This is a genomic window from Thiomicrorhabdus sp. 6S3-12 (assembly GCF_017571475.1).
Taxonomy (GTDB): Bacteria; Pseudomonadota; Gammaproteobacteria; order Thiomicrospirales; family Thiomicrospiraceae; genus Thiomicrorhabdus.
On record NZ_JAGETW010000005.1, the window covers coordinates 39,769 to 62,533 of the forward strand.

Below are 22,765 nucleotides of genomic sequence, written 5' to 3' on the forward strand. Positions count from 1 at the left end.
CATGTTTCAACTGGAAATGGATCAACGCCAGTCCTGTCGTGTCGAACGACGTTTTCTGGTTACCGATTTCGACGATCTGGCGTTTTCCGAACCGTTTGACGGCCATGATGTTAATTTAACCGGGCTGGGTTTCTGGATAAACGATGCAGACTGGTTTCTGCCCGGGCAGGAAATCAGTCTGCGGGTGCGAAATCTGGACGACGGTGAAATCTATAGTCTGAACTCTGTAAAGGTCGTTCATATCCAGCAGGAAGGTGAGCGCTTTCTTTGTGGTTGTCATATTGTGCAGATAACCAGTTCTCAACTGCTCAGCCATCATCGTCTGGTGATAACCGATGCGGCTACGGCGGAATCTTCGCTTAACAGTAGCGAAATGGATGAATTCAATTTCATTGAAGAGGGTTCTCCTCTGTCAACTGATCCGTCCGATCTGCAGGAAGCCTCTTTGGCGTTGGATCTGGCTGTAGCGGAAATGCAGGCTCAGCAAAGCGATGGGGATCAAGTTGTCGCAGATCTGGTGCAGCAGCTCAAGTGGCGTCTGCAACCGCAAGCGGAACCTTTAAGTGCTTCACAACAGCAGGATTTATTGCGCTATATTATCGAGCAAATTGAAAGTTTCGGACTCTTTTTTAAGCATTCGGGCCAATCTGCAATGGCGCTAAGTATTCTGGCGAAACTCATTGCTCATACGCCGCTCAAAGTCGAGGACAGAGAGGACTGGAAAACAATGCTCAGTGATTTTGAGCGCCGTTTTATTTCCGAAAAAATGCAAGTGGCGTTTGATTTTATGCATCAGGGTGTTGCGCCGCACGATGCGATGCTGATGGCAGAAAAATATTTGCAGGATAAGAAGATAGACTAAATAAAATTTGGCTAAAGACAGCTTGTGTGGAAGGTGGTCAAAGAGACGGTTCAGGAATTCTGAACCAAATAAAAAAGGCAGAGAATTTCTCTGCCTTTTTTATTTGCACTGGATGCGGGTTAGAATTTAACCACGGCCGCCAGACGGGTATGGGCCTGAGTACGGTCATTGCTATCCGTGTCGTATTCGCTGGTACGGCTTGAATGGAATAGCTTGAAAAGGGTGTTTTTGTTCATTTTCCAAACCAGCGTGACGTTCGCTTCCGTTGCATCGGATGATGGCGTCAAAGTCGCCGTTGAAGTATCGGACTGACCGTAATCGGCATAGCTTGCAGACAGAATCCATTTCGGCGTGATTTTATACTGTGCGCCGATTTTATAGGCGGTCACGTTTTCACGATAAGCGTTGCGCGAGAAAATGCTACTGGTATAAGCCGGATCTCCGCCCCAAGCATTAAGCATTTTCGTATCGCCAAAGCTGTTGTTCGCTGCAACATAGGCAGACCATTTCGGCGTGATATAGGTCGCTTTGGCACCGGCAAGACTGTAGTCCAGATCACCGGCCAGATCGGCACCGACGTTTGTCTGGTTCAGATATTGCAACTCGACTTTGATCGCTCGCTTGTCAGCCAGCGGGAATTTATTATCGGCAGAAAGATAAACGTTGTTGCTGATATCTTCCGCATAGTAGTTCCAGACACTGATGTTCGCGTTTTTCCCAAGCTTGTAACTTGCGTTTAAAGTGGTGATGCCATTGGTACTTTCAGTGTTGTTAGTAATGGTTGCATCGGCAATATCAAGGAATTCGGCCTGTTTATCAAGCGGGTTGATTGCTGTGCCCGCGGTTCCGGTACCTTCCCCTATGAGACCCCATTCTGTCGCAGCACGTGCGCCAAAGGCGATTTGGGTGATTTGCGCCAGACCGACTTTAAAACTTTCGTTGACTTTAAAGGTGGCACCGGCCCCGGTATGGAAATTCGGCATGGTGCTGACTGCAGCGGTGGTCAATGGAGAATCGTAGATGACGCGACCGGCAAACCAGTCAAACGAACCGTGTTGACCTTTCAAGTGCAGTTCGCCCAGAAGTTGTTCTGCGGACTGATCGTTTGTGACATACATGCCTCGCGCCAGCTTCTGGTCGGCATCAAGAGTGTTGTCGTTCGTGCCCAGAAGGTCGCCGGTGATGTAGGATCCAGCAGAGAAGCGTACACCGTTAAAAGACGGAGTGGTGTACTTCATTTTCAATAATTCGGAGGTCCCGTAGTTCGGATCGAAACCGTTATCTTTACCATCGACAATCGTCATTACCTTGAACATCAGATCAAGGTTGCCTTTGTCCTCACCGTCAATTGTGATGTTTTTTGCATAGGCGATATTACTTACCAGGCCAAGTGCGACTGCCGCTATAACAGGTTTCAATTTCATCAATAAGTTCCTTGTTCAAAAGAGAAAGTTATCAGCAAAGTATAGAGTAAACCCTGTGCTTTTGCTCGGAAATGCGGTGTTTCCGCATTCAAAACTTTTGATATTCAAACTAAAAAATTGTTTATAACTATGTTTTATTTATGGATAAGTAAAAATAAGTCGTGCTTTGTTACGGTCGATGGGGGGTTGAATTTTTGACTGTCTAAATTACCGGAATGCGGCTCCCTTCACTTTTTTGTATAAGTCTCCTTGTTTGGCGTCCATTAGCGCTTAGCTTTGTTCCGGACAACTTTCCGGGTTGAACAGCATTTTGACGATGTTTTCGGTAATCAGCATCTGTGCCGGTGTCGCCTGAAAGCTGCTGATCGTTTGCCCGTCAACTTCGATACTGCAGGTGTTTTCGGTATTCATGTTCTTGGCGATGGTTTCGCCTTCTTTGGTGACGATGGTTGCGCCCAGGTTTCGGACCCGTTTTTGTTCTTTTATCAGATGGGTATAGAAGTTGATCCAGATAAGCGAGATGACTACTTCGCCGATACTAAAGAAGCCGAAATAGTAATAGCTGCCTACTTCATCCTGAGCAGCGATATCGTTCAATGTCAGCTGATCGATAGTGATCGAAAAGTTAATGACTTTTTCGAAGGCTGGCGCCGTGAGTTTCAAAGCAAAGAAGTGCCCGTAGTAGTCGCCCATGTAGTCGCAGATTGAAAAATAATTTGCGGGATGTTCAGCCAGCATCTGATGCTGCTGTTCGCTGAAATTGGAACCATAGAGTTCTTTAAGAATAAGGTAGTTTTTTCTGACGGCGGTCTGTTGATGGCAGGAGTCCTGAAAAAGCTGAATCCGAAAGAGGTTGATATCCATGCTCTGGGTCGGAAAATCCATGACCATTTTATGCCGACCAAGCAGTTTGGAGAAACCGATGGCACAGAAGCTTTTTTCGATTTTGATCGGCTCCGCTTCTTCCAGAAAGGGGTAGACTCTTCCAAAGTAGTTGGAAAAGTATTTGATGATTAAGGTTTGCTTGCTTAAGGCAGGCTTTGATACACCGCGTTCCCAGCGACTTAATGTCGTGGCGTCCAGGGAATGGAAAACTGAATCTGCTGCGATTAATTCGTCCACTAATTCAGTTTGCGTTACCCCTTTGTTTTCACGGCATATGCGTAGATAGTCACTAAATCTAAACACTCTGATTGCCCCGTCTTTTTGTAACTTGACTGAATTGTAGCTGTGGTACAGAACAACTCTGTGCCTTCTTATTTTGCCTGTTCAGTAGGAATATTACTATTTTTTGCACCCCGCTTAGAGCGGGTTGTCGGGTGATTAGGCATATTTTTTCAAAAAAAATTTTTTACATGCCCTTTCGTCCGAGGTGCGTACTTCCTACAATAGTTTGCGTAGTTAAGAAGGCTTCTTTTGCATGACAGAGTATGGCAAAAGCAGACATCTGGCTATGTCGAGAAGAGTAATTGAAAGATTAATCAACTCGAACTCGCTTTGATTAGTGAGTGACCCGGTTTCTCGTAAGCTAGTCTTATTGGCGTTTGAGTGGCTTAAGTGGGCTAGGTCGATCCAATTTGTTTATTTCCCAAAAGGCTTTGCGCCTGATTGATACCTGAGTATCACTTTTCTGATTTGGAAGAGTGACTCAGGTTTTTTTATGCCCGTGTTTTTTTATGTGATATTTATTTTAAGGACTTAAAGGGCGCATATAAAATTAAAACGGCAGTTACTAACGCTTATTTTTTTTGTGACGGGATCTACGCGCTTTCTTTTGCTCTTCTTTGGCTTTACGCTTTTCTTCCTTGATCTGGCGCTGGATTTCGACCTGTTTTAATTCTTCGAGCATCATTTCAGGTGTTTCCAGTGTGATGTCGCCGAAATAACGGTCACGATATTCCATAATGAACAGACGCGATACCTTTTCCAGGTCAACCATTCCTCCTGAGCGCAGGCAACCGCGTTTACGTCCGATAATTTCCAGCAGTTCGATATCGGTATGCGGTAATTCATCGAGTTCGAAACGATTCATAAGGGCATCCGGATAAGCCTGCATCAGGTACTCGCAGGCATAGGATGCAATATCCGGAAGCTCGAATGCAGTTTCCTTGATGCCGCCGGTAATCGCCAGACGATAGCCGCTGTTCTCATTTTCGATATTCGGCCACAGCATCCCCGGAGTGTCGATCAGAATAATATTCTCTTCCAGCTTGATTCGCTGTTGTTGTTTGGTGACGGCGGGTTCGTTACCGGTTTTAGCGATCGTTCGGCCCATAATGTTATTGATCAGGGTCGACTTACCGACGTTCGGTATACCGATAATTAAGGCATGAATGGTTTTGATGGTATCGGCTTTAGTTGGCGCCATTTTCTTGATCAACTGGATGATCTGTTCGCGCTTATCGGATTGCTGGGCGTTAAAAGCCAGAGTTTTTACGCTCTGTTCCTGCTCAAGGTATTCCTGCCATTGTTCGGTTTTTTGCGGGTCGGCCAAGTCGGTTTTATTGAGAATTTTGATGGTCGGCTTGTCACTGCGGATCTGTTCGATAAGCGGGTTTTGGCTGCTGAAGGGAATTCGCGCATCGAGCACTTCGATAAAGACATCAACCTGATTGAAAATCTCACGGACTTCTTTTTGTGCCTTATGCATATGGCCCGGATACCATTGAATACCCATAAATTTCTCCCTAATCGAATGCAGGGCTGATTATAGCTGTTTTCGTGCTGGTTTGCCTTATGAAGGGTGAGGAAGGGAGGTGGTTTTGAGAAGGGGGTACAGAGGGTAGAAGGTCCGTAGAGGCACGGACCAGCTTTTAGATGAAGGAATCAGGCGACTTCAAGGTAATCCTGTTTGGATTGCTCATAAAGATCGATCAAACTCTGCATCTTGACCTTGTCATACTCGCGAAGCCCGCCAAGCGTCATAGTTTTTCGGCCCGTACCGACTAGAATGTCGTTTTCCAGAATGTCGAAGCTGAGTGTGACCAGACCGCGTTTGCCGTCTACCTGAAGACTGCTGTCGGTCAATTTAAGCTGTGGCTTGTCCAGATTCAGATCATGCAGCTCAAATGCCATGCTTTCATAAATCACCATCGGACGCTCCGGATTGATCATGACCTTGTTTTTTTCCATCAGCGGCACAAGGATGTGCGGGAAGCTGAGTCCGGAAAAAGCGACATAAGCGCGTGCGAAATTTTCAATCAGCGTTTGATCGTCCGAGGTTGCGCCGGAACAGCTGACTTCAAGATAGCTTTTGTCGTTCAGGTCGCAGATGGCAAATTCGCCGTCTCCGGCTTGCGGAAATTTTAAAGCGGCGCCTTTGCCGACCATTCCGGTATATTTGAAGGTCATGTTCTGCGATAAGCCCATGGTGCTTAAAACCAGAGAGAAAAGCAGATCGCCGGGCACGCAGAAACGTTTGGCATCCGGATTGTGCAATGGATTGAAGTCATTGGCGACTTCTTTAGCAAAGCGACTTCCTTGTTCCGGTGTAATGGTAATCAAGCCCTGATCCATTTGATAAAAACTGTCTAAAAACATATTTGTTGTCTCGTCTTTTTCTTCTATTTCGGGGCTTAGTTTTTTAACTGCGCTAGCAGGAAGTCCATGAATTCAGCTTGCGCGATGTCCTGCGCCTTCTCGTCACGACGGTATTTATATTCAATCATGCCATTATCCAAACCGCGTTCGCCAATCACGACACGGTGCGGGATACCGATCAGATCCATATCGGAGAACATTACACCCGGACGTTCCGGGCGATCATCAAGCAGCACGTCGATGCCTTTGGCCATTAAATCGTCATACAGCGCCTGTGCCGCTTCGGCGACGCGTGGCGATTTATGCATCTGCATCGGAACAATACAGACTTGGAACGGGGCAATCGAATCTGGCCAGATGATTCCGCGATCATCGTGATTCTGCTCGATGGCTGCGGCCACAACACGAGTGACGCCGATACCGTAACATCCCATCTCCAATACCTGAGAGCGGCTGTTCTCGTCCTGGACGGTTGCATTCAATGCTTTTGAGTATTTATTGCCGAGCTGGAAGATATGACCGACCTCGATTCCTTTGAAGATTTCCAGTTTGCCTTGACCACATGGGCTAGGGTCGCCTTTTACCACGTTGCGCAAGTCAATGACTTCGCTGATTTGAGCGTCGCGTTCCCAGTTGGCGCCTTTATAGTGATAGCCGTCTTCGTTTGCACCACAGATAAAGTCGGCACTGGCCGCGGCAGTGCGGTCAACCAATACCGGAATTTGCAATCCGACCGGTCCTATTGAACCAGCATTACAACCCGCAGCAGCCTGGATCTCTTCATCGGTTGCCAGAGTGAAAGGCGTTGCAATCAGAGGGTGTTTTTCGGCTTTAAGTTCATTTAATTCATGGTCTCCGCGAACCACAAGTGCAATAACCGGTTGCTCTTCGGTTGCACCCTTGACCAGCATGGTTTTAACGGTTTTCTTGCGTTTGACCTGCAGATAGTCGCTGACTTCTTCAATCGAGTGCTGGTTCGGCGTGGCGACTTTTTCCAGTGCTTCGCTTGCCTCTGCACGAGGTTTTCCTGGCGCAACCGCTTCGGCCAATTCGACATTGGCGGCATAGCCGGATTCTTTACAGATGGCAATATCATCTTCACCCGAATCAGCCAATACGTGGAATTCATGCGATCCTTCTCCGCCGATGGCTCCGGTATCCGCCTGTACCGGACGGTACTCAAAACCGATGCGGCTAAAGATACGGTTATAGGCCTCGAACATGGTGTCGTAAGTTTCTTGCAGAGATTCCTGCGACAGATGGAAAGAGTATGCGTCTTTCATAATGAACTCGCGCGAACGCATTACGCCGAAACGTGGTCGGCGTTCATCGCGGAATTTAGTCTGTACCTGATAAAAATTAGCCGGTAGCTGTTTGTAGCTGCGAATTTCGCGACGTACCAGATCGGTGATAATCTCTTCATGCGTCGGACCGAGTACGAAAGGGCGGTCGTGGCGGTCAGTAAAACGCAGCATCTCCTGTCCCATATCTTCGTCGCGCCCTGACTCTTCCCATAGTTCCATCGGTTGCACTACCGGCATCAGCAATTCTTGTGCGCCGGCGCGATTCATTTCGTCCCGTACAATCGCTTCCACTTTGCGCAAAACTCTAAGCCCCATCGGCAGCCAGTTATAGAGTCCTCCGGCCAGAGAGCGGATCATGCCGGCACGGATCATTAGCTGATGGCTGGCGACTACGGCGTCAGAAGGGGTTTCACGCGTTGTTGCAAGAAGTAGATTAGAGGTTCTCATCTTGGGCAGTTACCTTCAAAATTCATGGTTCAAATCGGCGTATTTTAGCATGACACTGAACGAAGTTGCCGAGGAAGTTAGCTAGCAGATTAAGCATTGTGCAGCAGGGCGCTTGTCTGACATCGGAAAAGCCGCGATTCCGCTTGTGATCGAGAGTCCGTAGCTTGTTTACGGTTGGGGGGAGTTTGCGGGGGCGGCCCGTTTCGCTTGTTATGGGCCGCCTGACTTAAGGTGTTGTTAAAGTGCCGTTGGCTTAGGCGCGGTTTTTCTTGCTGAAGAGGTTGCGCAGGTAATGCCAGTTAAAGTGACCGATAATGACATATAGAGTTGTTCCGAAAATCAGGCCCAGCGTCGAATTACCGATAAAGAACGGTTGCCAGATATACGGAAAGACGTTTTCAAACCATTCCGTAGAGCCGATGACAATTCCCTGAGAAGCGTGGAAAAGATCCGGTGTGCCAAGTATCCAGGTTCCGAAAATGTAGCCGCCATACCAGATTGGCCACATGGTTAAAGGGTTGGTAATCCACGCCAGGGCCGTTGCCAAAGGGATATTGGCTCTGGCGTAATAGGCGAAAATGGAGCCGAGCACCATTTGAAAAGGCACCGGAAGCATCATGCAGAAAGCGCCGATAAATCCGGCGCGGGCAAAAGAGGCCCGGTCCCCGGCCCAATAGACGCGATCGCGGAAACGGGGGAAGTATTTATTTAGAAACGTCGAGCGTTTCGTGGCGCGACCGATCTGATGTAGTTTTAATCGAAGATAACGAATCATTTCTTCCTGGAAACCTCGGTAGTTTATCCGGAAATCAATATAGTGGAGTTGAGTATTTTTTCCGGTTTTATGCGATCTATCTTACGAAACGATCTAATGAAATCGCAAAGCGATTATTGCAATAACGCAATAAAACGATATTTTATAACGAATTGATAATATTAGCGTATTTTGATTTTCTGTGTCTGTTTTTCCTCAGGCGTGCGAGTACATACGTAAGTCAGGGACAGTGGCTAAAGAAAGGACGGAGTGACTGCAGAGATAAAAAAGCCCCGGCATTGCAATACACGGGGCTTTTGAGGAGGGGATAGTTTGTTTTAGAAGCCGAAGCCTTTAAGCGCGTCTTTCAGCTTGTCTTCAACTTTTTTCTTGGTGTCTTCAATGACTTCTTCTTTTTTCTCCTCGACTTGCGCCTTAGCTTTCTCTACCGCTTCGGCTTTTTTCTTTTCCAGCTCCATTTTGGCTTTCTCTTCAAACAGCGATTTCAGATCCAGTGAAATATTCGGATCAAGCCAATTTCCCTTGAGGCGGACCGGAATCGTCAGACCCTTCAAGTCGTCGAGCTCTTTCCCTCCCTGACCCTTATCGGTGCCGACAATTTTGGTATTGACCAAATAGTCGAGCTGTTCCTTGCCGAGGTTGATGGTACCTTCGCCGTTGATGCGCATATAAGGCGCCAGCGCACTCAGCGTTTCAGTGGTCACCAAACCGTTGACAATATTGGCTTTGGCGATCAGCGAGCTGAAATCGGTTTGTTTCGGTTCGTTGCTTTCAGGCAAGGTTTCGCCTTTAAGTTTTGCGCGTGCTTCACGGATGCTTTGCGCCAGGTTAAAACCTTTAACAGCTCCGTCGGTCAAATCAACATCGGAGCGTCCGTTGAGATTAGCCATAAACTGTTTGATGGTTTTTCCCTGCGTATTCAGATCGAGATTTACGCTTCCCAGACCACTCAGTTTGTCGTCGCCGGTAAAGGCCAGAAGGACATCGCCGACCGGGACTTTAGGGGCTTGAGTCTGCAGGCTGTATTTAGGGGTATCTCCGGTGACATCCAATCCGGCTTTGGCATTTACGGTGGTTTTAAAGATGTCTGCTTTAAGCGGGGTGATATTGACCTTGCCGTCTTTCGCCGTGACGGTCACCAGAATATTTTTCGGATTCAGTTTATCGACGATCAGGTCTCCGACCTTAAGTGTGCCTTTGATATCCAGAGAACGGATCAGCTCGTTAGGCAGTTCGATAACCAGTTCTTCATCGCTTTGAGTACCACCTTCAGCGGTTTCGGTTTTAGGCGGAAGATAGGCGTTCAGATCGATTTTATCTAAAGCCAGATCGTAGCGGATCTGCGGTTTTTCAAAATTCGCCAGCGAACCGTTCCCTTTAATCGTGCTGTCGTCAAGGGTGAGGTTTTTCAGGTTAAGTCGAGCGGACTGTTTGCTCGCATCGAAGTTGACGTCCATAGCAGCGGCGACTTTTTGCAGACGGTCGCTTCCCGACATCGCCGGCAGTTCAACGCCCATCGCCGTCAAAAGCTGTTTTAGATTGAATTCCGCGATTTGCAGGCTGCTGCTGATAACCGGTTCGGCAAGGATCTGCTGTCCTTTAAGCTGTCCCGAAGCCTGCAACCCCATGGCCTGTAATTGCAGCTGCTCGATATTAAGTGTCTGTTGCAGAAGGTCGAGTTGGATCCGGCTGTTGAGTTTCGCTTGCTTGATGCCTTTTGGCAGGGCAGGGCCACTGGCGTCGGTGCTGCTATTTACGGATGCACTCAATTGTTGTTTGTTGATATCGAAGCTCAAGCCTTCAATCGTTTGCTGGCTGTTCAGATCGGCAATGGCAAAATCGGCTTGACCCTTCGCTTGGGTGGTAATGGCGATTTGCGGGATCTGCAGCAGCATGTCGTTCAGGTTGAGTTGCAGTTGGCCCATTTTGATCTGGTTGTTGATCGTTGCCAGAGGGAAGTCTTTGGCTCCGCTTGTTTCAACGTCAAGCGTCATATCGGACAGCTTGATCCGATTCTCCTGTAGCGCGAGATTCAGTGACGGGATATTGAGTTGTGCGATAACCTGCTGAACAGGCAGTTCCGAACTTTGCGTCTGGTTGTTCAGCTGCAGATTGCGTAACTCGTAGGAACCGTTTTTTTCGACTTTGGCTTCGATGCTCAGATCGACCGTGGTTTTCAACTGCGGTTGTTTCAGACTGGTCGAGGCGTGAACATTGATCGGGAAGTAGCTGCCGAAGCTGACTTCGCCCGTGGCAATATTGAGGTCCTGAACGGAAATATCCTGACCGGTTGTTGCATCCTGCCAGGTGATCTGCCCATTTTGAATATCCAGACCGCCGAAACTAAGTGCCGCCAGATCCATTGCGTGCTCGGAGTCGTGCTTTTCCTCATGCTGATCGTCTTGATCCTCGGTGCCAACCAGATCGTCCCAGTTAGTTTTACCGTTTTCGTCTTTCTGCAGATGCAGTTTTAAATCTTTCAGCGTAAGGGTGTCGATTTCAAGACGTTTCTGTAGCAGCGGCAGGATTTCCGCGCCGACACTGATAACTTCGGCCTGCAACATCTCTTTTTGCGAGAAGCCCGGTGCATTACTGAGTTTTGCCTGCTCGAGATTGATTCCGATATGCGGGTAGATCGAAAGGCTCATATTGCCAATGGTCAGTTCCCGTCCGGTCTGCTTTTTGACCAGTTCGGTGATCTCCTGGCGATAATCGTTGGGCTCGACTAAGACGAACAAGGCTCCGATGCCGATAACCAGCAGAAGTATCAAGGCTAAAAGGATTTTCAAGAGCGTTTTAATCAGGTGCATGCTACAACTCCAAGGGACAATCAGTGGGGGATGCGCGACAAGTGATCTCTTTGCCCGTTATAGGGGCAGGAGCAATTGACAGCGATTCAGATATTTTTCTGAAAGGTTAAGTATAAAACAGCATTCTGCAAATCGCGAAGTCTTGTCCTTCAAGAGGATAACTTTTTCGCCTTTATTTTGATTGATATCGGTTTTTGCTTCCTGTAGAAGGCTTGTTTTGTGGAAATAGTGACTTTTTTTACCTTTTTAGGGGGAAATAGTTGGAATATGTTTTAGAAAATTATTTAATATGTTTGATTTTAAAGAAGTTTCTAACCCTTTTACCAAGAGTGTGCCTCCGATGTTAGAGCAAATGGAATGGACTCAGCGTTACACCGATTTTCTTTCCGGAAAAGATTCCCGCCCGGCCAGAATCGTCTATCAACGAGATCGGGCCAGAGTGATTCACTCCGCTTCTTTTAGACGACTACAGGCGAAAACGCAGATATTCGGTCTGAATGAATCCGATTTTTTCCGCACACGTCTGACCCATTCCATGGAAGTAGCGCAGATCGGTTCCGGCCTGGTTGAGCAACTGATTACGGTTGGAACAGACGAGTCAGGCCGCGAAAAAGAGTATGTTCAGTGGCTGCCGTCAATGTATCTGATTGAAGGGATCTGCCTGGCGCATGATCTCGGTCATCCTCCGTACGGGCATGGCGGAGAGGTTGCGCTAAATTATATGATGCGCCATTACGGTGGTTTTGAAGGTAATGCGCAGACTTTGCGGATACTGTCCAAGCTGGGTGAATACACGCGGGAAAACGGTCTGGATCTTTCGCGCAGAGCGACATTGGGGGTAATGAAGTACCCGGCGGTCTATGAAGATGTCCTCTCGAAACATGCGGACTATCAGAAAAAATTGCAAAGTCCCGAAACCAGCGATTTCCGGGTTCTGGACTTCAATAGCTGGCTGCCTCCGAAAAGCATTTACAAAGAGGAACTGCCGATTCTGGAATGGGCTCTGGAGCCTTTCAACGAATCGGATCGAACGCTGTTTACCAGAGCGATCGAGAGTGACGGCGGGCATAGCCGAACGCAATATAAAGCGCTGGATACCACGATTATGGAGTTGGCAGACGATATCGCTTACGGCATCCATGACCTGGAAGATGCTGTGGCGATGAAGATGGTCGGTCGCGAAATCTGGCAAAAGGAAGTTATGGATAGTGACGAGTTGAAGCGCTACCCTTTGTGGGGTGATGAAATGACTGAAAGACTGTTCAGTAACTCTTCCAAAGGACGTAAACACGCGGTCAGCCAAATGGTGGGGATCATGGTCGAAGCCATTTATATGGATGAAAATCCGAATTTCAGTCACCCGCTGCTTGCTTATCAGGCTCGACTTGAAGAGGGCGCGATGGCGGTTCTGGAATTGCTTAAGCGATTTGTCTTTAAAAACGTGATTACTATCGCGGAGGTTAAGCAGATGGAGTACAAAGGGCAATTGATTGTTCTTGAACTGTTTAAATCTTTGCGTGCAAATCCGGGCGCGCTTCTGCCGGCCAAACATTTTGCCAAGTATCAGGCACAGAAAACCGAGCAGGAGAGGCAAAGGGTGATTTCCGATTATATCGCAGGTATGACCAATACCTATGCCTCGCGACTTTATGCCAAGCTATTTACCGCGACGCAGGGATCGATTTTCGACATGTTGTAAACCTTGGTCAGTTTGATTTGCGGTTTTGCGGGTAGTGGTATTTACGGACTTTGAAAGGACGGATATCTTCGGCGGGCTTGAGTTCGACGGCAATCGACTCCAGTGGTTGTTTTTCGGCGAGACGTTGTTGTAGACCGATACGGAGACGCTCGGAGGCCCAGCGCAGGTGAATATCGACTGTCTCGTTGAGTAGGCCGATTTTACCGTCGACCGCTTGTTGGGCGTTTTGCAGAACTTGTGTCGAGACGGCGTTATGATGCGTCTGCACCAGATTGCCAAGGGCGATGGCGAGGTTGCGAGTCCATTTTGCATAACCGATACGCCGGATCGGAGAGCCCTCGAAATGCTTTAGAAATTGGGCTTCGCTCCAGGAAAAAAGCGGTAGTAGTTCGCTGTTGTCCAAAGGAGCTCGATGGGCAAAAGCCGCTTCATCGGTAAAGGTGCTGAAACGGTTCCATGGACAGACCAGTTGACAGTCGTCGCAGCCGTAGATGCGATTGCCGATCAGTGGGCGTAGCGATTCGTCGATAACGCCGTCGTACTCAATGGTCAGATAGGAGATGCAGCGCTGCGCATCGACCTGATTGTTGTCTATGATCGCCTGGGTCGGGCATTCACGGATACAGGCGTCGCAAGGGCCGCAGCCTTGCTTTTCGAAAGGGGCGTCAACGGGAAGAGGCAGATTGACATAAAGTTCGCCGAGAAAGAACCAGGAACCTGCACGTGGATGAATGATCAAACTGTTTTTGCCGATGAAGCCCAGACCGGATTTTTCGGCAATCGCCTGTTCAAGAACTGGAGCGCTGTCGGTAAAAGCTCTGAATTGTAAATCGGGTACCTGGAGACGAATTTTTTCGGCCAGCTGCTGCAGTCGCTTACGAAGGAGTTTGTGGTAGTCCTTGCCGAGTGCATAGCGGGATATATAGGCCCGTTCAGGCGCGTGAAGCTGTTGCAGGGCATTGGCGGCCGTACCGTCGAAATAATTCATGCGGACTGAAATCAAACGGAGAGTGCCCGGTACCAGTTCCTGAGGGCGAGTGCGCTTGGTTCCATGAGCCTGCATATAGTCCATTTCGCCGTGAAAGTGCTTGTCCAGCCAGCTAAAATAGCCGCCTTCGTAGGCGCTTAGATCGCAGTCGGTAATGCCGACATCGGCAAAACCGAGTTCGGTTCCCCAGGTTTTGATCTTCCTGGCGAGTTGTTCAGGGTCGTAAGCGGTCAAATTATTCATTGCGAGACATAAAAGCGATTAGGGCGTTTTGGTTTTGGGCCGATGAGAAATCGGGTACGTAACCGATATTCTATCAGAGACGTCCTGGTGCAGATAAAGGAGTTGGTATGACGCAGAGCGCGAATCTCGTGCAGCGGTTTTTAGAGGATGAGGCGGCTTCCGTCTCTTTTGCCCAAAAGTTGGCGCAAGCGCTCAAGGATGTGCTTGGCTGCGAGAAAGAAAACGGAATTGTCGTTTATTTGAATGGCGATCTTGGGGCCGGAAAATCTTTCCTTTCCCGAGCGTTGATTCAATCTTATGATTCGCGGTTAAAGGTTAAGAGCCCGACCTATACGCTGGTCGAAAGTTATGAGGTGGATTTGGGACTTTGGCCCGCGCAGGTTCATCATTTTGACCTTTACCGTTTATGTGATCCGGAGGAGCTGGAGTTTCTTGCTATCCGGGATCTGTTTCAGGGGCGTTATATCGCTTTGGTCGAATGGCCGGAAAAAGGTCAGCCAGTTCTTCCGGCTGCCGATATTGTCATTGACCTGCAACATCAGGAATCCGGTAGGAACCTGAATTTGCAAGCCTATACGGCAATTGGTCGCGAAATCGTTAAGCACCTTAGATCAGCATAGGTCAAAAACTGGCAAGCAGTTTGCTTAAGCTTTTTTAATCGGCTTTTAAAACCCGAAAAGCCGGGTGCATTGAAATGCAATGGAGTGACGATTGACGGGTTGCTGTTATTCGGAGGTCGAAAATGATACCGACATCAGGAGTTTGCGAAATGTTATTTAGATCGATAAAGCAGGTAAAGCGACAGGCGGAGTTACTGACTTCCGCTGTTTTGCTGTGCGCGCTTTTAGGATCTTCTTCGGTCTGGGCCAAGGGGGCCATCGATAAGATTCGCGTCGGTCAGGATTCGCATAAAACCCGTGTGGTTTTTGATCTTAAGGATCGTGTCGATTACAAAGTCATGCGTCTGAGCAACCCGTCCCGTGTAGAAGTGGTGTTTAAGCAGGCCGAAAGCCGGATTAGTTTCGAAAACAAAACTCTGAATGATCCTCGGTTGTATCAGCTGAATGTCGATTCGAACCCGCAGGTGACGAAGGTTACCTTGAAATTGCACCGATCTTTGGATGTTTCCAGTTTTCATTTGGCTGAAAATGCGCAGGGCTTTGAACGTCTGGTGGTCGACTTGCGCGAGGCAAAACCAAATAAACAGCCTTCTTTGGAAGTGGCTGAGAAAAGTGTCAAAAAAACGACAGGCTCTTCGGGGCAAGTCGCCAAGCAAAGTGAAGCGCGTGGTGATGTGAGTGAATTTGCAGCGCAAAGCGTGAAATCTTCACCAAAGAGCGTTAAATCCAACGAAGTGACACAGAAAAAAGCGAGCGTTGTCGAACGTAAGACGTCCGATACGGTGGCAGAAAAAACGCTGCAGCAATTAGCCCGAGAGCTGTCCGATCAGTTGACAAATCCGCTTCACCTTCCTGAAAAAGGCGTTAAAGAAGTGGTGATCGCTCTGGATGCCGGTCATGGTGGTAAGGATTCCGGTGCGATAAATCGTCAGAAAAAAATAATGGAAAAAGACGTTACCTTACAGCTGGCGAAGCAACTGAAAAAGAAAATTGATGCCGAGCCGCATATGCGTGCCGTTTTAACGCGTGATCGAGATGTTTTTATTCCTTTGCATGAACGGGTTAAGATTGCCAAAGAGCAAGGGGCCGATATTTTCATTTCCATTCATGCCGATGCTTTCAGTGATCACCGCGTTCGTGGCGGTTCTATCTACGTCCTGTCCCGCCGGGGAGCAAGCAGTACCATGGCGCGACTTTTGGCAAAGCGGGAAAACGCTTACCTGCAGGATGTCAGTTTGAAAGGGTTCGATAATGATGTTGCTTACGCTTTGAGCGACTTGTCGCGTCAGGCAAATGTTGAACACAGCCGAAAACTGGCGAATTCCGTATTGGCGGAGATGAAAGGGCGAGTGTCGCTGCATAAAGAGCAAGTTCAATCGGCTGGATTCGCAGTGCTTAAATCGATTGATATTCCGTCCATGCTGATCGAAACCGCTTTTATTTCCAATCCGCATGAAGCGCGAAATCTGGTAAATCCCAAGTTCCAGAAAAAAATGGCTTCGGCGATTGTGAAAGGCTTGAACCGTTATGTTGTCGACAACATCAATAATTCGCCGGACACTATGCCTGATACGCTGTTTGTACGCTACAAAGTCCAGTCAGGCGACACGCTGAGCGGTATTGCACGCCGTTTTAACGCCGAGGTTTCCCGTATCAAACAGGTAAACCGAATTAAAAATGCCGATCACCTTTATCGCGGTAAGGTGTTGCGTATTCCGGTTACAGAGCAGCTGTTAGCTCGTCTGGATAATATGACCTGATATGACAGGTGAGACGCTTAAAACCACAGGGTTTCTTTTTCGCTAATAATTGCATTGAGAGGCACGTCCCACGGTTGACTGTCTAGGCGGTCAACCTCCTGACAGGCGTGTGCCCAGCCGATCAGATAAGGTGATTCTTCTTTGTATTCGTGTTTGAACGCGAAGGTTCGATCATAAAAACCTCCTCCCATACCCATACGGTTCCCGCAACGGTCAAAACCGACTAAAGGTGTTAGAACCCAATCCAGCTCATTTGCGCATATAACCGTTTCATTTACCGGTTCCGGAATCCGGAAACGATTGTCCTGAAGTTCGGTTTCAGGGCGGTATTCACCGAAAAGCATATGATTGTCCTCGTCCAGAATCGGCAAGAAAACTTTGTGTTCGGTTTGCGACCACAGGTACTCGATTACTTTCCCTGTGCCAAGTTCACCATCCTGACTAAGAAAAAGTCCTATATTGAGCGGTGTTTGCAAGGCTTTCTGCGCCAGAAGTTTTTGAACCTGAAGCAAAGCTTTCTCTTCGTTCTGTTTCTGTTGTTGGTGTGAAAGACGATTGCGACGCTCTCGCAGAGAGGTTCGTATAAGTTTTGCAGGGGCTGCGGTTAAATCACTCATGGTTTTCGGAAGCAAAGCTGATAAGTCGGAAAGTCATTATACGAGTGAAGGAGGGGAAAGAGAAAGCATGCAGTCCGGGCTAAAATCCCTGAACCGTGAAGTTCAGGTGGCAGCCTCCTTAAGAAACTTAGGCTTCTCGGGCTAGCAGAGCTAGCGAGATGCGCACCGTTTCAAATATCTGGCCCCAAAGTCGTAATTATCGGAACGGGGTTTGAGCCCGTGACCACATGCCGTAGGTACATTATAGCAAAATAAGACTTTGGTGAAATGAGGTTTAAGGCGTGATTGTGAAAAATTGTCCGATAAGACGAAGGCGCGGATTGAAAAGTGATTAGATGGTAATGAAAATCTCAATATAACTACGCGTTTAAAGGCGTTGAGCACTATTTACGGCAATTTTATTTAATTGAGTTATACCGTCGGATAAAAAGAATTTTGAGGATAAGGGCAACCAATGATTGAATCCCGGCGAATTCGCCGCAGCAGTCTAATTTTGACTTGAAGAGGCTTTGTTCTGCCCGTCAGATTCTTTTTCCTGAATGGCGTTGGTCAGAATCTTGTGGATAGCTTCAACCTTGGTTTTCAAATCGGAGCTGTTATGCATGGCTTCTTCTTTCAGCTGCAATAAGTCATAGGCGATATTGATCGATACCATGATCAGGTGGCGTTCGTTGCGACTTCCTTTAGGCAGTTCATTCATCTTCTGCTCAATCAGATTGGCGGCTTCTTGCAGACGCTTTCGTTCATCATCTTCGCATTGAAAGTTAAACCGATGCCCCATCACGTTGATTTCAACCATGGGTGTAGCTCCTAAATGTTCTCGAACGCAAAATCCCTTGTCTCCAAAATCTGTTGAGAAAGGGGGTGGAATAGCTTGTGCTGCGGGGCCGGAGGCGTGTCCGGCTTCGATTTGCCCAGGCTTCGAGTATTTTATCTTGCCGAGCGTTTTTATTTAAATAGATGGCGTTTTGTATAACAGCAGATATGGTATTATTCCCCAATTAACCCGCTTTAACAAGAGATATTAAGTATGGATTTTCAAAGCATCAATGAAGCCGTCGCGCCGTATCCCGAGTTGGAATCGCCCTCGTTTTTGCAGGGGATGCTGATCGGCTTGCTGTGTGTTGATAACGAAATTCAGGAAACCGTTTGGATTAAAAAATTGCTTGAAGAGGCGCAGGTTAAATCGATCAAGGAATCTTTTCTGATCGCCTTGCACGAAATGTATAACGAGACTAATAAAGGATTGAACGGGTCCGGTTTTGAATTGTCTTTGTGCTTACCTGACGATAATGAAGACATGGTATTGCGTGCCGCTATGCTGGGGCAACTGTGCGAAGGTATTCTGTACGGTATCGGCTTGGCCGGCGGGCTTAACGAGATGGAAAAAACGCTTGGCGAAGAAGTCCGTGAGGTCATTAACGACCTGAGTGAAATCGCGCGCATTGACGTCAGTACACTTATCGACTTGGAAAAGGAAACGACCGAGCAGGTCGAGCAGGATTTGACGGAACTTTACGAGTTTGTCAAAGTCGGTGTGATTATGCTCAATGAAGAGCTGAATCCGACGCAGGCCGCACCGATTATGGATCCACCGCAAGGACAGCATCAGATTCATTGATTCCGAATTCATGTGCACAAATTTAATATGGAGTTTAAATGCACGAACCTCTACACGGACCTTTAGAAAATCGTCAGAAACTGTTTGCCCAGCTGCCTGATAACAGTGCCGCTTTGGTTTTTTCCGGGGAAGAACAGATTCGCAACCGTGATGTCGAATTCCCGTTCCGTACGCACAGTGATTTCTGGTATCTGAGCGGCTTTGCCGAGCCTGACGCAGTTCTACTGTTGCTTAAGAATAACGGTAAAGAGGAAACCGCTATTTTTCTGCGCCCTAAAGATCTCGAGCAGGAAATCTGGCAGGGACGACGCCTTGGTGTTGAAGTCGCCGCAGAAAAATTGGGGCTGGATCAGGCATTCGAAATCGAGTCGTTGTTGGAACACTTGCCTGAACTGATTGGCGGCGTTGAAACCATTCTGGTCAGCTTTTCGGATTTTGCTCACTGGACAGAGGTTCTTACACCTTTGCTGGCGAGTCTCAAGGCTCAAGTCCGTAAAGGCATTGCCAGTCCGGCCGCAATTGCCGATCTCGATCAACTGTTGCACGAGCAGAGACTGATTAAAAGTGAGTCGGAAATAGAGGTAATGCGTCAAGCGGCGCAAATCAGCGTTAAAGGTCATCTGGCGGCAATGCGTGCGGCGGCGCTCTATACCACGGAGTCGGCGGTTCAGGCGGATCTTGAAGCGGAGTTTATTCGTCAGGGCGCGCAGCGAGTTTCCTTTAATACCATTAGTGCCAGTGCGGAGAACGCCTGTATCCTGCACTATACCGAAAACAGTGATGAGCTGAATCGAGAGGCGTTATTGTTGGTCGATGCCGGAGCCGAGTATCAAGGCTACGCCGGCGACATTACACATACATTTCCTCCCGGCGGTAAATTTTCGCAGGAACAGGCCGTACTCTATCGCCTGGTTCTCAAGGCACAAAGACGTGTTATTGACGCAGTGAAGCCCGGCGTAACCTATGATGAACTACACCAGACCACCTTGCAGGTTTTGACCGAAGGCTTGGTTGAATTGCAGATTTTGCAGGGGGATGTGGACGACCTTGTAAAAAGTGAGGCTTATAAAGATTTCTTTATGCACGGCACCGGGCACTGGCTTGGGCTGGATGTACATGATGTCGGGCGTTACAAAATAGATGGCGAATGGCGTCCTTTGCAGCCGGGTATGGTGCTGACCGTGGAGCCGGGGCTTTATATCTCCAGTCGCCATGCTCATGTGGATGCCAAATGGCATAATATCGGGATTCGTATCGAAGACGATGTGCTCGTGACTGCGGAAGGACATGAAGTTCTTACCAAAGGCTTGCCGCGAACGGTCGAAGAGATCGAAGCCTGGTTTGCAGAGAACGCATAACATCGTTTCAGTGGCACTTTAACCTTAAGGAAAGCTAATGAAGAGTGATCAATCGGTTCAAGGCGCGTCGCAAATTATGATCGTAGGCGGTGGTCCGGTCGGACTTCTGCTGGCACTGGGGTTGGCTAGACAGGGAATTTCCGTTCAGTTACTGGAGTCTCAACCGCCCACACAGCAAAAAAACACCGACACGGAAAAAACTGAAAACGCATTCGACGGTCGCGTTCTGGCACTCTCTTTCGGGTCGATAGAAATTCTCCAGGATCTTGGCGTCTGGCAGGCGTTAAAACCGTTTGCGACTCCGATAGAGCATGTTCATGTTTCGCAGAAAGGGTTTATGGGAATTACCACGATCGATGCCGATGAAATGGATGTCAATGCGCTTGGCTTCAGTGTTCAGGGGCGTGATCTTGGTCAGATCCTGTGGCAGACGGTTCAGAATCACAAAGACCGGATTGAGGTTCTGGCGCCTGCGAAACTGGAAGATTTCACCGAGGATCAAGACGGAATTCAGGCTCAGGTAAGCATCGACGGAGAAGTTAAATCCTTTAAGGTTCAGTTACTGATTGGCGCCGACGGCACCGATTCTCAGGTTCGCAAGTCGCTCGGTCTGCCGTTGCAGAAAAAATCTTACGGCGCCCACGCGATTCTGGCGCAGATCGAAACGGCTGAACATCCTCGGGGATGGTCGTATGAACGCTTTACGACCGAAGGGCCGGTAGCGCTTTTACCGATGCAGGGGCATTTTCATAAGGCTGTAATGGTCTGTCCGGATGAAAAGCTTAAAGACGTTATGGCATTGGACGATCAGGCGTATTTACGACTTTTCAGTGAGAAAATGGGCGACCGTTTGGGTGGTTTTGTTTCGGTTTCCAAGCGTTTGGCTTATCCGTTGCAGGAAACCTATGTCGAAAACTTTACCCGAGGACGTGCATTGCTGTTGGGTAATGCGGCGCACACCCAACACCCGGTTGCCGCTCAGGGGTTGAATTTGGGGATTCGTGATATTGCGGTCTTTTTGGATGAGGTCGCTAAGCAAGGTGACGGAGCGAGTGCCGTAGAGAATATTTCCCGGCCGGAATTTTTGCAGCATTATGCCGAACTTCGTGAACCCGACCATAAGAAAGTCATGGGCATGACCGATAGTCTGATTGATATTTTTCAGCACAAATCTGCTTTGGTCGGTCACTTGAGAGGGTTGGGGCTTATGGCCATGCAGGCTCTTCCCGGCGCGAAGAAGCGTTTTTCACGATTTGCGATGGGAAAATCCTAGTTTTTCGGACCTTTCGAGATCTCATTATTCAGAATGCTAAAGTAGATTGTAAAGTTATGAGTACAGAATCAAAATTCTCTCCGCCTGTGAATGACGATGTTGTCTGGGACGCTATTATTGTCGGTGGAGGGATGGTCGGAGCCGCGGCTGCTATCGGCCTGGCTCGCAATGGTTTTGAAGTGTTGTTGCTGGAGCGTAAGGCGCCTCATTGGAGTGCGGATGAAGCATTGGGGATTCGGGTCAGTGCCTTGACGCGTGCTTCAGAGAATATTTTACGCAATCTCGGTGCCTGGGAGGCCATTTGTCAGCAGCGTTGTCATCCTTTTCGAGCCATGCGGGTATGGGATGAGTTTACCTCGGCCGAAGTGATATTTAATGCCGCCGATGTCGGCGAGGCAGATCTTGGGCATGTGATTGAGAATGATCTGATTCAATATGCACTTTGGCAGAATTTCGATTCCTGTGAAAGCCTTACGGTTCTGCTTGATCAAGAGATTACTGCTTTAAGTTTGCCTGCGGACGGGCAGCAGAATTCGAGTTTGACGCTCGCCGACGGAAGGGTTCTAAACGCCCGCATGATTATCGCTGCCGATGGCGGGCGTTCCCTGATTAGACAGTTGGCAAAGATCGGTTTAAGTACGCAAGACTATGACCAGTGTGCCGTAGTTGGTACAGTGAAAACCGAATTGTCGCATCAGGATTGCTGCTGGCAGAGATACACGAAAGACGGACCTTTTGCTTTTTTGGCCATGCAGGAAAATTACAGTTCGATCGCCTGGTATCTGCCGAAAGAGAAATGCGATTGGGCCTTGTCCTTGGATGATCGACAGTTTGCTGCGGAAGTCGGAAAAGCTTCCGATTACCGTCTCGGACAGGTGGTCGAAGTTGGTGGCCGTGGTGCTTTTCCCTTAGTTCGTCAGCACGCAAATCACTATGTCAAACAAGGGTTGGCACTGGTCGGAGATGCTGCGCATACCATTCACCCGCAAGCGGGTCAGGGTGTCAACCTCGGATTGCTGGACGCTGCCGCGCTGGTCGAAACGCTGTGTCAGGCCAAATCCGCAGGACGTAACTTCGCCTCTATGCCGGTATTGCGGCAATATGAACGCTGGCGCCGAGGCGACAATGCGATTGTGCAACGCTCAATGGAATGGTTTGCCTGGCTGTATCAGGATAATCCGCTCAAAAACGGTTTTAGACAAACGCTGCTTCCGCTTGCAGAACGCCTTAAACCCGGCAAGAATTGGTTGATGGAGCAGGCCTTGAATGGACGTGAAGCACTTCCCGAAATGGCCAGAAAGTATTCGCTCTAGCTAAGACAGTAGTTAATTGCGTTCGAGCAAGTCTGTCGAAAATTTTCAATCGAGCACTGTTTTCCCGTGCGTACCTTAGGTAAGCTTTCTCTAATAAAGTCGATATTTGGG

General features: G+C 48.4%; 18 protein-coding genes. 8 read left to right on the forward strand and 10 right to left on the reverse strand.

Going from position 1 to position 22,765, the window contains the following annotated elements:
• Window position 1: 1 nt before the first annotated feature.
• Window positions 2-862, forward strand: coding sequence for a PilZ domain-containing protein (locus J3999_RS06985; protein ID WP_208127202.1), 861 nt, complete (start codon window positions 2-4; stop codon window positions 860-862).
• A 119-nt stretch (window positions 863-981) separates the two neighbouring features.
• Here the strand turns inward: J3999_RS06985 and J3999_RS06990 are convergent, their stop codons facing one another.
• From J3999_RS06990 to J3999_RS07020, 7 genes are all read right to left on the reverse strand, one after another.
• Window positions 982-2,286: an OprD family outer membrane porin gene (locus tag J3999_RS06990; RefSeq protein WP_208127203.1), complete on the reverse strand. Its 1,305-nt coding sequence runs from the start codon at window positions 2,284-2,286 to the stop codon at window positions 982-984.
• A gap of 270 nt (window positions 2,287-2,556) precedes the next feature.
• Window positions 2,557-3,474: a helix-turn-helix domain-containing protein gene (locus J3999_RS06995; RefSeq protein ID WP_208127204.1), complete on the reverse strand. Its 918-nt coding sequence runs from the start codon at window positions 3,472-3,474 to the stop codon at window positions 2,557-2,559.
• 544 nt (window positions 3,475-4,018) lie between these two features.
• Window positions 4,019-4,963 (reverse strand): ribosome biogenesis GTPase YlqF, encoded by a 945-nt coding sequence (ylqF, locus tag J3999_RS07000; RefSeq protein WP_208127205.1) that lies wholly within the window; start codon window positions 4,961-4,963, stop codon window positions 4,019-4,021.
• Between the two features lie 149 nt (window positions 4,964-5,112).
• The gene (locus J3999_RS07005) at window positions 5,113-5,826 is read right to left on the reverse strand and encodes a DUF3581 domain-containing protein (protein ID WP_208127206.1); all 714 of its coding nucleotides are present in this window, start codon (window positions 5,824-5,826) and stop codon (window positions 5,113-5,115) included.
• Between the two features lie 35 nt (window positions 5,827-5,861).
• Window positions 5,862-7,577: a proline--tRNA ligase gene (locus tag J3999_RS07010; RefSeq protein ID WP_208127207.1), complete on the reverse strand. Its 1,716-nt coding sequence runs from the start codon at window positions 7,575-7,577 to the stop codon at window positions 5,862-5,864.
• 253 nt (window positions 7,578-7,830) lie between these two features.
• A complete protein-coding gene (locus J3999_RS07015; RefSeq protein WP_208127208.1) occupies window positions 7,831-8,352 on the reverse strand; it encodes a DUF2062 domain-containing protein in 522 nt (173 codons plus the stop codon).
• 317 nt (window positions 8,353-8,669) lie between these two features.
• Entirely contained in the window at window positions 8,670-11,162 is a 2,493-nt protein-coding gene (locus J3999_RS07020; RefSeq protein ID WP_208127209.1) for an AsmA family protein, read from the reverse strand.
• A gap of 340 nt (window positions 11,163-11,502) precedes the next feature.
• Here J3999_RS07020 and J3999_RS07025 point away from each other — a divergent pair, with 340 nt between their 5' ends.
• Window positions 11,503-12,861, forward strand: a complete 1,359-nt coding sequence (locus tag J3999_RS07025; protein WP_208127210.1) for an anti-phage deoxyguanosine triphosphatase — start codon at window positions 11,503-11,505, stop codon at window positions 12,859-12,861.
• Between the two features lie 7 nt (window positions 12,862-12,868).
• On the opposite strand, the gene queG is transcribed toward J3999_RS07025, so the two are convergent.
• Window positions 12,869-14,092: a tRNA epoxyqueuosine(34) reductase QueG gene (gene queG / locus J3999_RS07030; protein ID WP_208127211.1), complete on the reverse strand. Its 1,224-nt coding sequence runs from the start codon at window positions 14,090-14,092 to the stop codon at window positions 12,869-12,871.
• A gap of 107 nt (window positions 14,093-14,199) precedes the next feature.
• Between queG and tsaE the strand changes: the two genes are divergently transcribed.
• Both tsaE and J3999_RS07040 read left to right on the forward strand, forming a co-directional pair.
• On the forward strand, window positions 14,200-14,712 hold the full coding sequence (gene tsaE / locus J3999_RS07035) for a tRNA (adenosine(37)-N6)-threonylcarbamoyltransferase complex ATPase subunit type 1 TsaE (protein ID WP_208127212.1): 513 nt from the start codon (window positions 14,200-14,202) through the stop codon (window positions 14,710-14,712).
• A 149-nt stretch (window positions 14,713-14,861) separates the two neighbouring features.
• Entirely contained in the window at window positions 14,862-16,472 is a 1,611-nt protein-coding gene (locus J3999_RS07040) for an N-acetylmuramoyl-L-alanine amidase (protein ID WP_208127213.1), read from the forward strand.
• A gap of 17 nt (window positions 16,473-16,489) precedes the next feature.
• On the opposite strand, the gene J3999_RS07045 is transcribed toward J3999_RS07040, so the two are convergent.
• Window positions 16,490-17,089 (reverse strand): 5-formyltetrahydrofolate cyclo-ligase, encoded by a 600-nt coding sequence (locus J3999_RS07045; RefSeq protein WP_208127214.1) that lies wholly within the window; start codon window positions 17,087-17,089, stop codon window positions 16,490-16,492.
• Between the two features lie 487 nt (window positions 17,090-17,576).
• Entirely contained in the window at window positions 17,577-17,888 is a 312-nt protein-coding gene (locus J3999_RS07050) for a cell division protein ZapA (protein WP_208127215.1), read from the reverse strand.
• Window positions 17,889-18,119: 231 nt separating this feature from the next.
• Here J3999_RS07050 and J3999_RS07055 point away from each other — a divergent pair, with 231 nt between their 5' ends.
• Genes J3999_RS07055 through J3999_RS07070 form a run of 4 tightly spaced genes read left to right on the forward strand, consistent with a single transcriptional unit; the run spans window position 18,120 to window position 22,654 of the window.
• Window positions 18,120-18,710, forward strand: a complete 591-nt coding sequence (locus tag J3999_RS07055; protein ID WP_173285337.1) for a UPF0149 family protein — start codon at window positions 18,120-18,122, stop codon at window positions 18,708-18,710.
• A 38-nt stretch (window positions 18,711-18,748) separates the two neighbouring features.
• Complete coding sequence (locus tag J3999_RS07060; protein WP_208127216.1) at window positions 18,749-20,068, forward strand: aminopeptidase P N-terminal domain-containing protein; 1,320 nt, start codon at window positions 18,749-18,751, stop codon at window positions 20,066-20,068.
• A 37-nt stretch (window positions 20,069-20,105) separates the two neighbouring features.
• Window positions 20,106-21,341: an FAD-dependent monooxygenase gene (locus tag J3999_RS07065; RefSeq protein WP_208127217.1), complete on the forward strand. Its 1,236-nt coding sequence runs from the start codon at window positions 20,106-20,108 to the stop codon at window positions 21,339-21,341.
• Between the two features lie 56 nt (window positions 21,342-21,397).
• Complete coding sequence (locus J3999_RS07070; protein WP_208127218.1) at window positions 21,398-22,654, forward strand: UbiH/UbiF/VisC/COQ6 family ubiquinone biosynthesis hydroxylase; 1,257 nt, start codon at window positions 21,398-21,400, stop codon at window positions 22,652-22,654.
• The last annotated feature ends 111 nt before the right edge of the window (window positions 22,655-22,765 follow it).